This window comes from Streptomyces violaceoruber, assembly GCF_033406955.1.
Classification (GTDB): Bacteria; Actinomycetota; Actinomycetes; order Streptomycetales; family Streptomycetaceae; genus Streptomyces; species Streptomyces violaceoruber.
On the sequence record NZ_CP137734.1, the window covers coordinates 4,174,482 to 4,186,087 of the forward strand.

The window sequence follows — 11,606 nt, forward strand, 5'->3', positions numbered from 1 at the left end:
CTCCTACGCCGCGACGAGATACGAGAAGACGGACTCGAGGGACTCGTCGGACGGCGAGACCGTGAGCAGCCGGATGCCGTGGTCGCGGGCGACCTTCGGCAGCAGGACCGTGAACCGGCCGAAGTCGACCGCCTGGATGCGCAGGGCGCCCTCGGCGAGGTCGACCTCGATGCCGGAGGTCGACGGGTCGGCGATCAGCGCGGCCGCGAGGGCCCGGTCGTCGCTGGAACGCACCAGGTAGCGGTGCGGCCGGTCGGTCATCAGGCGACGGATCTTGCGGAAGTCGCCGCTGGCCGCGTGGCGTCCGGCGACGATGACCTCGATGTGCCAGGCGAGCTGCTCGACCTCTTCCAGGATGTGCGAGGAGAACAGCACGGTGCGGCCCTCGTCGCCCATCCGCCGCAGCAGGTCCATCAGCTGCATGCGCTGGCGCGGGTCCATGCCGTTGAACGGCTCGTCGAGCAGGAGCAGCGACGGCTGGTGGACGAGGGCGGACGCCATCTTCACGCGCTGGCGCATGCCCTTGGAGTACGTGGCGATCTTCCGGTCCTGGGCGTAGGCCATCTCCACGGTCGCGAGGGCCTCGTCGGCCGCCCTGGCCCCCAGCCCGTGCAGTTCGGCGTTGGCGAGGACGAACTCGCGGCCGGTGAGGAAGTCGTACATCGCCTCCCGCTCGGGGACGATGCCGATGTGCTTGTAGATGTCCTCGTTGCGCCAGACCGGCTGGCCGTCGAGGGTGACGCTGCCGGTGGAGGGGGCCAGGAAGCCGCCCATCATGTTGATGAGGGTGGACTTTCCCGCTCCGTTGGGGCCGAGCAGGCCGGTGACGCCGGGGCCGATCGTCATGGTGATGTCGTTGACGGCGACCACGTTGCCGAACCAGCGGGAGACGTGGTCGATGTTCAGCGTGGTCACAGTCCCACCTTCTTGTAGCGGCGCATCAGCAGGCCGTAGGCACCGGCGATCAGGCCCAGGGTGACGAGGACGTAGACCGCGCCCTCGCCGTTGCTCGGGCCCACCCCGCCGGGGGAGGCGGAGGTGGCGCCCAGGAAGGCGGACTGCACTCCGTCGATGAGGGTGATCGGCGAGAACAGGCCTATCCAGGCGACGGCCCCGGAGCTGCCCTGGACGTCCGCGATGGCCTGGAGCGTGGAGACCGCACCGTAGGTGATCGTCAGGACGGCGATGACGGCCGCGATGCCGAAGCCGCGGCGCGGGGTGACCGATGCGACGACCAGGCCGAGGCCGGCGAAGAGCAGGGAGAGCAGTGCCACGGAGACCAGTCCCTGGGCGAACCCCTTGGTCTGGTCCGCGAAGTCGAGTTTGGCGAGCAGCGCGCCCACGTAGAGCACCAGCAGGGGTGCGGCGGTGAGGATGAACAGGGCCGAGGCCAGCGAGGCGTACTTGGCGCGCACGTAGTCGGAGGTCTCGATCGGCCGCGAGAAGTACAGCGGCACGGTCTTGAAGCGCAGGTCGCGCGAGACGGACTGGGGGGCCTGGGCCGCGACGTAGAGACTGATGACGGCCTGCAGGACGATCGCGTAGCGCGTGTAGTCCACGGGCAGGTCGTTGGCCTTGGTGGCGACGGCGACCGCGACCATGATGCCCGCCGGGAGGCACATCACCACGAAGAGCAGCATCGGCAGCACCTTGGACTTGGCCGAGCGGCCGAGGCCGTAGGAACCGCGCAGGGACTGCGAGTACAGCGAACGGCGGGCGTAGGCGCGGCCGAGGCGGGGGCCGTCGTAACTGCGGTAGCCGATGTTGTGGATGCGGGTCTGGTCACCCGGCACCGTGGCTGTGGGCTGTTCAGCTGCCATGGCCGACCGCCTCCTTCCGTGCTGCGTCGCTGTCGGTGAAGACCTCCGAGATGTGGTGCCGGCGCTGCTCCATGCGGACCAGGCCGAGGCCGAGGTCGGCTATGACGTCGCGGACCAGGTCGTAGGTCTCCTCGCCCGCCGAGGTGAGCAGCAGGACGCGGCCGGCGCCGGGCAGGCCGCTGCCGTCCTGGACGCTCACTCCGCGCGCGTCGAGCGCTTCGCGCACCGCGCGGGTGCCGTCGGGGTGCTCGTCGGTGTCGGTGACCTCGATCGCGAGGGTCGTGGTGGTCTGGGTGAAGTCCGTGGTGGAGCTGGAGCGCAGCAGCTTGCCGCCGTCCACGACGACGACGTGGTCGCAGGTGCGTTCCAGTTCGCCCAGCAGGTGCGAGGTGACCAGGACGGAGATGCCGAAGTCGGTGTGGATGCGGCGGATGAGGCCGAGCATCTCGTCGCGGCCGACCGGGTCGAGGCCGTTGGTCGGCTCGTCGAGGAAGACCAGCTGGGGGTCGTGCACGAGGGCCTGCGCGAGCTTCACGCGCTGCTTCATGCCCGTCGAGTAGCCGCCGATGGGGCGGTAGCGCTCCTCGTACAGGCCGACGTGGCGCAGGGTGTCGGCGGTGCGCTCGCGGGCGGCGGTGGGCGGCAGGCCGGACATGCGTGCCATGTGGACGACGAACTCGGTGGCCGAGACGTCGGGTGGCAGGCAGTCGTGCTCCGGCATGTAGCCGACCCGCTCGCGGATGTCGGCGCCCTTGGTGGCGACATCGAGTCCGAGCACTTCGGCCCGGCCCTCGGTGGCGGGAGACAGACCCAGCAGGATCTTGATCAGGGTGGACTTGCCGGCGCCGTTGGCACCGACGAGTCCGGTCACACCGGGTCCGACGTCCACGGAGAGCCGGTCGAGCGCGGTCACCCGGGGGAACCGCTTGCTCAGGCTTTCGGTCGCGATCACAGTCACGTCAATGACAGTAGTGACGTCCGCCACTGCGGTCGTCAGACCGCAGAGCCGTCTTGGCGTCCGTCTCGAGTAGTACGGGCCCGTAGGGGATGCCGTACCTGAGGGCCACGGCACCGGCTTCCGAGGCCGCGCCGGCCGCCCTATTGACGTTGGGTCTAACAACTGGGAGATTCGGCGGCGTCGAGTTACGGGCGAGTAGCACGGCCGGTGCGGACCGCGCCGGGACGGCGGGACGGGGGTGGCACGGCATGGATGGCACGACGACGGCGGCGACGGCGACGGCGACGGCGACGGCCGGACTGGGCGCGGAGCTGCGGGGGTTCCGCGAGGTGCAGCGTCTCGCCTACGAGTGCGCCGAGGCCGTGGCCGCCCGGCTGGAGCCGGGCGTGACCGAGCGCGACGCGGCCCGGATGCAGCGCGCGTGGCTGCGGGAGCGGGGCGTGCGGGACTGGTTCCACCTGCCGTTCGCCTGGTTCGGCGACCGCACGGCGTTCACGGGCTTCCGGGTACCGCTGCAGTTCTTCCCCACGAACCGCCGGCTGGAGCCGGGCATGCCGTTCATCCTGGACCTGGCCCCGGTGCACCGGGGATTCACCGCCGACATCGGCTACTCCGGGGCCCTTGGCCCCAACCCGGTGCAGCACCGGCTGGCGGCCGACCTGGCGGCGCACCGCGAGCTGATCCTGCGCGAGGTGCGCGAGCGCAGGCCGCTGCGGGAGATCTACGAGGACGTGGACCGGCTCATGGTCCGCCAGGGCTGTGCCAACCGGCACCGCGCCTATCCCTTCGGCGTCATCGCCCACAAAGTGGACCGGGTGCGGGAACGGCGGCCGGCCCCGCGCCTGTTCGGCTTCGGCACGCAGGCGCTCAAGGGCCTGGCGAGCGACGCGCTGCACGGCCACCGCGAGGGCTGGTCCCCGCTGTGGTCGCCCTACCGCTTCTCCGACCACCCGCCCCACCCGGGGCTGTGGGCGGTCGAACCCCACCTCGGTTTCCGGGGTACGGGCGCGAAGTTCGAGGAGATCCTGGTCGTGACCGACTCCGCGGATCCCGAGGAGAGCGCCTTCTGGCTGGACGACGATCTGCCGCACGTGCGGCGCTGGGCGGAGGAGACATGACGGTGCTGGAGGGTGCGCGGGAGCGCCGGGTGCGCACGGGCGGGGTCGAGCTGTGCGTGGCGGAGCTGGGCGATCCGCGGCGGCCCACGGTCGTCCTGGTGCACGGCTACCCGGACAGCAAGGAGGTCTGGTCCGAGGTCGCCGCCCGCCTGGCCGGCCGCTTCCACGTGGTCCTCTACGACGTCCGCGGCCACGGCCGGTCGAGCGCGCCGAGCCCGCTGCGGGGCGGCTTCACGCTGGAGAAGCTGACGGACGACTTCCTGGCGGTGGCCGACGCGGTCAGCCCGGACCGCCCGGTGCACCTGGTGGGCCACGACTGGGGCTCGGTGCAGTCCTGGGAGTTCGTCACGGTCAAGCGCACCGAGGGGCGCATCGCCTCCTTCACCTCGATGTCCGGGCCCTCCCTCGACCACTTCGGGCACTGGATCAACAAGCGCCTCAGGCGTCCCACCCCGCGCCGGGTCGGACAGCTCCTCGGCCAGGGCGCCAAGTCCTGGTACGTCTACCTGCTGCACACCCCCGTGCTCCCGGAGCTGGCCTGGCGCGGCCCGCTCGGCAAGCGCTGGCCGGGCATCCTGGAGCGCGTCGAGAAGGTGCCCGGCGGCGACTACCCGACCGCGTCCCTGCCGTCGGACGCCGCGCACGGGGCGTGGCTCTACCGGGACAACGTCCGGCCCCGGCTGCGCAGGCCGCGCGAGGACGCCTACGCGCACGCGCCCGTGCAGCTCATCACGCCCCTGGGCGACGCGTTCCTGTCGGAGCGGCTCTACGACGGCCTCGAGCTGTGGGCGCCGCGGCTCACCCGGCGCACGCTGCCCGCGAAGCACTGGGTGCCGCGCACCCGGCCGGACCGGCTGGCGGACTGGATCACGGAGTTCGTCACCGCGACCGAGGACGGCCGGTCCGAGACGGCGGCGAACGGGAAGTACGCGGACCGCTTCGGCGGGCAGCTGGTCCTGGTCACCGGTGCGGGCAGCGGCATCGGGCGGGCGACGGCGTTCGCGTTCGCCGAGGCCGGAGCGCGTGTGGTGGCCGTCGACCGGGACGCCGAGGCCGCCGCCCGGACCGCGGAGCTGTCCCGGCTGATCGGTGCCCGGGCCGCCTGGGCGGAGGCCGTCGACGTCTCCGACGAGCAGGCCATGGAGAAGCTGGCGGCCAGGGTCGCCGCCGAGTACGGCGTGGTGGACGTGCTCGTGAACAACGCCGGGATCGGTCTGTCGGGCTCCTTCTTCGACACGACGCCGGAGGACTGGAAGAAGGTCCTCGACGTCAACCTGTGGGGCGTGATCCACGGCTGCCGTCTGTTCGGCCGGCAGATGGCCGAGCGCGGGCAGGGCGGCCACATCGTCAACACCGCGTCGGCGGCGGCCTTCCAGCCCTCCAGGGTGCTGCCCGCCTACGGCACCTCGAAGGCGGCCGTGCTGATGCTGAGCGAGTGCCTGCGCGCCGAGCTGGCCGACCGGGGCATCGGCGTCACGGCGATCTGCCCCGGCCTGGTCAACACCAACATCACCTCCACGGCGCACTTCGCGGGCGTGGACGCCGAGGAGGAGAAGCGCCGGCAGCAGCGCACCGCACGGCTGTACGGGGCGCGCAACTACCCGCCGGAGAAGGTGGCGGACGCCGTGCTGGAGGCGGTCGTGCGCAACAGGGCGGTGGTCCCGGTGACGCCGGAGGCGCGCGGCGCCCACCTCATGTCCCGGTTCGCACCCCGGATGCTGCGGCGCCTCGCTCGGGTGAAGCCGCCCCTGTAGTTTCCACAGATTCCGGCAATCAGCCTGTGGATAACCCGACTTGACTGTGGATCAAACGCCGGCGGCAAAATCGATCGCGTGACGCGCGTCTCACTAGGCAAGCTGATGCCATGCAACAAGAACGCACGGTGAAGGTGTCCAAGTATCTGTCGAAGCACCTGCGCCACCAGCCGGAGAGGATCGGGCTCACGCCCGACGAGGGCGGCTGGGTCGAGATCGACGCACTCGTCGCCGCGGCGGCGGCGCACGGCTTTCCCTTCACCCGCCAAGAGCTCGACCACGTGGTCGCCACCAACGACAAGCGGCGCTTCGCGGTGGAGGGCACCCGCATCCGGGCCAGCCAGGGCCACAGCATCGACGTGGATCTGCGGCTGCCCGTGGCCACCCCGCCGCCGTACCTCTACCACGGGACCGTGGCCCGGCATCTGGAGGCCATCCGGGCCGAGGGCCTGCGGCCGATGAACCGGCACGACGTCCACCTCTCGCCGGACCGCGAGACCGCGACCCGGGTCGGGGCCCGTCGCGGCCGGCCGGTCGTCCTCCCGGTGGACGCCGCCGCCATGCACCGCGACGGACACGTCTTCCACGTCAGCGCGAACGGCGTCTGGCTGACGCAGCACGTGCCGTCCCGCTATCTGCGCTTTCCCGCTCCGCACTGACCCCGCATGATCGAAGGCATGGAGCACCTGCCCACCACCCAGTCCGCCGTCACCGCCCTCCGCGCCGTCGCCGAGGAGTACGCGCTGGAGATCGAGGTCACCGACGACATCGGCGCCGACCAGACTTCCCGCCACAGCGCCGCCGGGGTGGGGGTGACCACCGACGCCGACGGCTCTCTCCCGCACGAGGCGTTCGTCGAGTTCGGCGGCGTTCCCCGGGTGAGTGTCCGGCTCTTCCACGAGGGCGACGCCCTGCTCACCGTCGAGAACGTGGAGTTTCCCGATGTCGAGCGCGACGACGTGCCCGCGTTCCTGCGCTCCGTCTTCGGCGGCCTGGCCTACGTCCAGGGGCGCCGCTTCCCGCCCGGATACCGCCTGATCGTTCCGCTGCCGGGCGACCGGGCCCACAAGGAGCACGTGTCGATGCTCCTCCTCACCCCGTGGCTGAGCAGTCGCGTACGGTGACGACGGAGGCCGTTTCACGTGAAACCGGGGGACGGCCGCTTAGGCTCGGAGTCATGAGTCTGCGCCTGAGCACCGTGATCCTTCCGTACCGCCGCTGGCACGAGGGCGGCCGTTCGACGTGGACGCGCGCCGAGCAGCTCGGCTTCCACACCGCCTACACCTACGACCACCTCTCCTGGCGCAGTTTCCGGGACGGCCCGTGGTTCGGTGCCGTGCCGACCCTGACCGCCGCCGCGTCCGTCACCGAGCGGCTGCGTCTGGGCACCCTGGTCACCTCGCCGAACTTCCGGCATCCGGTGACGCTCGCCAAGGAACTGATCTCCCTCGACGACATCTCCGGCGGGCGGATCACCCTCGGCATAGGAGCGGGCGGCACCGGCTTCGACGCCACGGCGCTGGGCCAGGAGCCGTGGACGCCGCGCGAGCGGGCGGACCGGCTCGGCGAGTTCCTGCCGCTGCTCGACCGGCTGCTGACCGAGGACGCGGTGTCGTACGAGGGCGACTTCTACTCGGCGCACGAGGCCCGCAACATCCCGGGGTGTGTGCAGCGGCCCCGGCTGCCCTTCGCGGTGGCCGCGACCGGTCCACGGGGACTGGCACTCGCCGCCCGCCACGGCCAGGCGTGGGTGACCACCGGAGACCCCAAACTGTTCGAGAACGGCACCCCCCAGCAGTCGGACCGTGCGCTGCGGCAGCAGGGCGACCGGCTGGCCGACGCCTGTGCCGCGATCGGCCGCGAGGTGGGCGAGCTGGACCGGGTCCTCCTCACCGGCTTCACGCCGGAGCGCAGCCGCCCGCTGGAGTCCGTGGACGCGTTCGTGGACTTCGCCGGACGCCACCGCGACCTGGGCTTCACCGAGCTGGTCGTCCACTGGCCGATCCCGGACTCGGACTTCGCCGCGGACGAGAAGGTCTTCGAGCGGATCGCGATGGAGGCACTGGCTCAGCTGAAGGAATGAGGGCGTTGGAATCGACCGGGGCCCGGGAGCCGGGCAGGAGAGCCGTAGCTCACATATGTGCGGAGCCGCGCACGGGCGTGCACGCATATGCGTGACAATGACCGGGTGACCTCAGCGACCCGACAGCCCGAGCCCCCGGCCGCCGCCACCCGCCCGCGACTCATCGCCACCGACCTCGACGGCACCCTGCTGCGCGACGACAAGTCGGTCTCGCCGCGTACGGTCGCCGCGCTGGCCGCCGCGGAGAAGGCAGGCATCGAGGTCTTCTTCGTCACCGGACGCCCCGCCCGCTGGATGGACGTCGTCAGCGCCCACGTCCACGGGCACGGCCTCGCCATCTGCGGAAACGGTGCCGCCGTGGTCGACCTGCACGGCGGCCCCGGCAGTCACAGGTTCGTGAAGGTCCGCGAGCTGCCGCAGGAGAACGCGCTGGACGCCGTGCGGCTGCTGCGGGAGGCGGCGCCCGGCACGGTGTTCGCGGTCGAGCAGACGTACGGCTTCCACCAGGAGCCGGCGTACCCGAAGCTGCACATGGAGGTCCCCGACGACCTTCTGCCCGCCGAGGAGATCCTGGCGCCGGGCGGGCGCGCCGCCACCGAGCCCGTCCTCAAGATCCTCGCCTTCCATCCGGAGCTCGACCCCGACGGCTTCCTCACGCTGGCCCGCCTCGCCATCGGCGACCGCGCCAACGTCACCCGGTCCAGCCCCAGCGCCCTGCTGGAGATCAGCGGCCCCGACGTCTCCAAGGCCAGCACGCTCGCCCTGTGCTGCGCCGAGCGCGGCATCTCGCACGAGGAGGTCGTGGCCTTCGGCGACATGCCGAACGACGTCGAGATGCTCACCTGGGCGGGACGGTCGTACGCGATGGGCAACGCGCACCCGGACGTGATCGCCGCCGCCTCGGGGCGGACGGTCGCCAACAACGACGACGGCGTGGCGGTCGTGATCGAGCGGATGCTGGCGGACCTGACCTGACCCGCCGCCCCGGCGGGCCGCCCGGTCCCGCGCCGTCACAGCGGCACCCCGCGCTGTGACAGCCACGGCACCGGGTCCAGTGCCGAGCCCATGTCCGGGGTGACCCGGACCTCGAAGTGCAGGTGGGGGCCGGTGGAGTTGCCGGTGCTGCCGGACTGGCCGATCCACTGCCCGGCGTCGACCCGGTCGCCCTGGTCGACGGCGACGGCCGCGAGATGGGCGTACTGCGTGTAGTAGCCGCCCGCGTGCTCGATGACGACCTGGATGCCGAAGGCCCCGCCGCAGGACACCTTCAGGACCCGGCCCGTGCCGACCGACCGCACCGGTGTCCCGACCGGCACCGCGAAGTCCTGGCCGGTGTGCCGGTGCGCCCACCGAGACCCGCCGCTGCCGAAGGACGCCGACAGCTCGTAGGCCTCGACCGGGGCCACCCAGGACGGGCCGGAGGGCACGTCCGGCTGGTCGAGGCGGACCGCGCCGGGGCACGCGCCGGCCGCGACGGAGGAGTCCGCCTGCCCCTCCAGCCGGGACCGCACCACCTCCAGCTTGCTCTCGATCTCCTTCTTCAGCTTCGCCAGGCCGGCGTTGCGCTTCTCCAGCGCCTGCCAGGCCGCCCGCGCCCCGGCCTCCTGGTCGGCGAGCCGCGCCTCGGCCCGCAGGTTCTTCCCGATGGCCCGGTCGACGGCCAGATTCGCCCGGGAGACGGCCCGCTGACCGCGCATCAGCTCCTCGGGGTCGTCGGCGAGGAGCATCCGCGCGGTGAGCGGGAGCCCGCCGCCGTCGCGGTACTGGGCGCGGGCGATGCGGCCCAGGTCCTCGTGCATGGCGTCGATCTTCTGCCGTTGCCCGTCGAGCCGGCGCTCGTACTCCAGGGCCTTCGACCGTTGCGCCTCGGCCTCTCGCCGCCCGTCCTCGTACTGCCGGGTGGCCTTCGCCGCGTCCTCGTACAGCCGCGCCACCTGCGGGCCGAGACCGGCGCCCGGCCTGGTGTCCCCGTCCATGCCGTCGGTGGGGCGGGCCGCGAGCAGGGCGAGTGCGCACAGCAGCACCGGAACCAGCAGCGGACGACGGCGGGATGAGCGCATGTCAGCGATCGTGGACCTGCGCGGCGTCCGGAGTCTCGTTCAGGTCGTACGAGTGGGGGACCCGTTGCTGCACACGGCTCAGCGCGGCTGCTGCACACGGGGCAACGCGGCGTCGGCGGCGCTCAGTACGGCGCCTCCCACAGCACCGTCGTGCCGCCGCCGCCCGCCCCGATGCCCGGCCCGAGCCGACTGGCGCCGCCCACGGTCTCGGCGCGGCGCTCCAGATTGCGCAGGCCGCTGCGCCGGCCGCCCTCGGGAACGCCGACACCGTCGTCCGCGACGGTCAGCCGGACGCCCGGCCGGCCGTCCCGCAGGGTAGCCGTCGCGTCCACGACCACCTCGATCCGTTCGGCGTGGGCGTGCCGGAAGGCGTTGGAGAGGGTTTCGCGCAGCGCGGCGATGAGGTTCTTGCCGGTCACGTCGCCGACGGCGGTGTCGACCGGGCCGACGAAACGGTGCGAGGGGGTGAAGCCCAGCGGGGCGGCGGCCATGGTGATCTCGCGCAGTACGCGGGTGCGCAGTCCCGTGGGCGCCTCGGCCGGCTGCTGGAGCGCGAAGATCGCCGAGCGGATCTCCTGGATGGTGACGTCGAGTTCGTCGACGGCTCCACCGACCCCGTCGCGCACCTCGGGCACGGCCGACCCGCGCTGGGCGCTCTCCAGCATCATCCCCGTCGCGAACAGCCGCTGGATGACGAGGTCGTGCAGGTCCCGGGCGATCCGGTCCCGGTCCTCGTACACGGCGAGCCGTTCCCGGTCGCGCTGGGCCTCGGCCATCGTGAGCGCCAGCGCGGCCTGCGAGGCGAACCGGTCGCCGAGCGCGCGCTCCGTCCGGGTGAACGGGCGCTCTCCCCGGGCGCGTGGCATGACCAGGCTCCCGAGGACCTTCCCGTCCCGGCACAGCGGCACCAGCATGACCGGGCCGTAGGAGCGCGCGGGGCCGGCGTTCAGGCGGGGGTCGGTGGCGGCGTCGTCCACGAACACGGGCCGTCCGGCGAGCAGTTCCGCCACGATGCCGTTCTCCGGTGGAATGACCGCGCCGAGGGCGTTGGTGGGATGCGGCGCGTCGACGGCCACGATCTCCAGGCCGCCCCCGTCGGCCGGCAGCAGGACGATCCCGGCGGCCGCGCCGGAGAGGCGGCGGGCCTGCTCGGCAACGGTCTGCAGGGCGTCGTCCGTGTCGCCGCCGGACAGCAGGGCGGTGGTGACGGCGACCGATCCGTCGATCCACCGCTCCCGCTGCTGCGCGGCCTCGTACAGTCGCGCGTTGCCGATGGCGATTCCGGCCTCCGTGGCCAGGACCCGGACCATGGCGAGGTCGTGGTCGTCGAAGGGTTCGCCCGCGTGCTTGTCGGTCACGTAGAGGTTGCCGAAGATCTCGCCCTGCACGCGGATGGGGACACCCAGGAAACCGCGCATCGGCGGATGGTGCTCGGGAAAGCCGCACGAGCGCGGGTCCCGGGTCAGGTCGGTCAGCCGGACCGGCTCGGGATCGCGGATGAGCGCGCCGAGCAGTCCCTTGCGGCCGTCCGGGAGGTGGCCGACGCGCCGTACCGTCGCCTCGTCCAGGCCGTGGTGCACGAAGTCGGCGAGGCCGTCGCCGTCCTCGTCGACGACGCCGATGGCCGCGTACCGGGCGTGCGCCAGGTCGGCGGCCGTCTCGCAGATCCGGCGCAGCGTGGAGCGCAGCTCGAGTCCGCTGCCGACGGACCGCATGGCGTCCAGCAGTTTCGGCACCCGGGCCAGTAGTTCGGCCGAGGCCTCCGCACGGGGCGGCGGGGAGCCGGGAGGCGGCGCTGGGGGCATGACCCGAG

General features: G+C 72.4%; 11 protein-coding genes. 6 read left to right on the plus strand and 5 right to left on the minus strand.

Annotated elements, in window-relative coordinates:
* Positions 1–3: 3 nt before the first annotated feature.
* Genes R2E43_RS18690 through R2E43_RS18700 form a run of 3 tightly spaced genes read right to left on the minus strand, consistent with a single transcriptional unit; the run spans position 4 to position 2,772 of the window.
* On the minus strand, positions 4–915 hold the full coding sequence (locus tag R2E43_RS18690; protein ID WP_003974985.1) for an ABC transporter ATP-binding protein: 912 nt from the start codon (positions 913–915) through the stop codon (positions 4–6).
* Entirely contained in the window at positions 912–1,820 is a 909-nt protein-coding gene (locus R2E43_RS18695; RefSeq protein ID WP_003974986.1) for an ABC transporter permease, read from the minus strand. Before R2E43_RS18695 ends, R2E43_RS18690 begins: the two co-directional genes overlap by 4 nt.
* The gene (locus R2E43_RS18700) at positions 1,810–2,772 is read right to left on the minus strand and encodes an ABC transporter ATP-binding protein (RefSeq protein WP_003974987.1); all 963 of its coding nucleotides are present in this window, start codon (positions 2,770–2,772) and stop codon (positions 1,810–1,812) included. Before R2E43_RS18700 ends, R2E43_RS18695 begins: the two co-directional genes overlap by 11 nt.
* A 254-nt stretch (positions 2,773–3,026) precedes the next feature.
* Here R2E43_RS18700 and R2E43_RS18705 point away from each other — a divergent pair, with 254 nt between their 5' ends.
* From R2E43_RS18705 to R2E43_RS18730, 6 genes are all read left to right on the plus strand, one after another.
* Entirely contained in the window at positions 3,027–3,896 is an 870-nt protein-coding gene (locus R2E43_RS18705) for a M24 family metallopeptidase (RefSeq protein ID WP_332056386.1), read from the plus strand.
* Positions 3,893–5,650, plus strand: coding sequence for an SDR family oxidoreductase (locus R2E43_RS18710; RefSeq protein WP_011029339.1), 1,758 nt, complete (start codon positions 3,893–3,895; stop codon positions 5,648–5,650). The genes R2E43_RS18705 and R2E43_RS18710 overlap by 4 nt, the downstream gene beginning before the upstream one ends.
* 110 nt (positions 5,651–5,760) lie before the next feature.
* Positions 5,761–6,309 carry an RNA 2'-phosphotransferase gene (locus R2E43_RS18715; RefSeq protein WP_003974990.1) on the plus strand — a complete coding sequence of 183 codons (549 nt, stop codon included), beginning with the start codon at positions 5,761–5,763 and terminating at the stop codon, positions 6,307–6,309.
* A gap of 6 nt (positions 6,310–6,315) precedes the next feature.
* A complete protein-coding gene (locus tag R2E43_RS18720; RefSeq protein WP_003974991.1) occupies positions 6,316–6,774 on the plus strand; it encodes a hypothetical protein in 459 nt (152 codons plus the stop codon).
* Positions 6,775–6,827: 53 nt separating this feature from the next.
* A complete protein-coding gene (locus R2E43_RS18725) occupies positions 6,828–7,733 on the plus strand; it encodes an LLM class flavin-dependent oxidoreductase (protein ID WP_016326709.1) in 906 nt (301 codons plus the stop codon).
* Positions 7,734–7,820: 87 nt separating this feature from the next.
* The gene (locus R2E43_RS18730; RefSeq protein ID WP_003974993.1) at positions 7,821–8,708 is read left to right on the plus strand and encodes an HAD family hydrolase; all 888 of its coding nucleotides are present in this window, start codon (positions 7,821–7,823) and stop codon (positions 8,706–8,708) included.
* Positions 8,709–8,743: 35 nt separating this feature from the next.
* Here R2E43_RS18730 and R2E43_RS18735 read toward each other — a convergent pair whose 3' ends face one another.
* Complete coding sequence (locus R2E43_RS18735; protein WP_003974994.1) at positions 8,744–9,793, minus strand: M23 family metallopeptidase; 1,050 nt, start codon at positions 9,791–9,793, stop codon at positions 8,744–8,746.
* Positions 9,794–9,915: 122 nt separating this feature from the next.
* The gene (locus R2E43_RS18740; RefSeq protein ID WP_332056387.1) at positions 9,916–11,598 is read right to left on the minus strand and encodes a sensor histidine kinase; all 1,683 of its coding nucleotides are present in this window, start codon (positions 11,596–11,598) and stop codon (positions 9,916–9,918) included.
* Positions 11,599–11,606 lie beyond the last annotated feature (8 nt).

Excerpts from the sequence above, each read along its gene's own strand:
- R2E43_RS18695 (WP_003974986.1), bottom strand. The coding sequence starts at position 1,820 with ATGGCAGCTGAACAGCCCACAGCCACGGTGCCGGGTGACCAGACCCGC.
- R2E43_RS18705 (WP_332056386.1), top strand. The coding sequence starts at position 3,027 with ATGGATGGCACGACGACGGCGGCGACGGCGACGGCGACGGCGACGGCC.
- R2E43_RS18710 (WP_011029339.1), top strand. The coding sequence starts at position 3,893 with ATGACGGTGCTGGAGGGTGCGCGGGAGCGCCGGGTGCGCACGGGCGGG.
- R2E43_RS18715 (WP_003974990.1), top strand. The coding sequence starts at position 5,761 with ATGCAACAAGAACGCACGGTGAAGGTGTCCAAGTATCTGTCGAAGCAC.
- R2E43_RS18720 (WP_003974991.1), top strand. The coding sequence starts at position 6,316 with ATGATCGAAGGCATGGAGCACCTGCCCACCACCCAGTCCGCCGTCACC.
- R2E43_RS18725 (WP_016326709.1), top strand. The coding sequence starts at position 6,828 with ATGAGTCTGCGCCTGAGCACCGTGATCCTTCCGTACCGCCGCTGGCAC.
- R2E43_RS18730 (WP_003974993.1), top strand. The coding sequence starts at position 7,821 with ATGCGTGACAATGACCGGGTGACCTCAGCGACCCGACAGCCCGAGCCC.
- R2E43_RS18735 (WP_003974994.1), bottom strand. The coding sequence starts at position 9,793 with ATGCGCTCATCCCGCCGTCGTCCGCTGCTGGTTCCGGTGCTGCTGTGC.
- R2E43_RS18740 (WP_332056387.1), bottom strand. The coding sequence starts at position 11,598 with ATGCCCCCAGCGCCGCCTCCCGGCTCCCCGCCGCCCCGTGCGGAGGCC.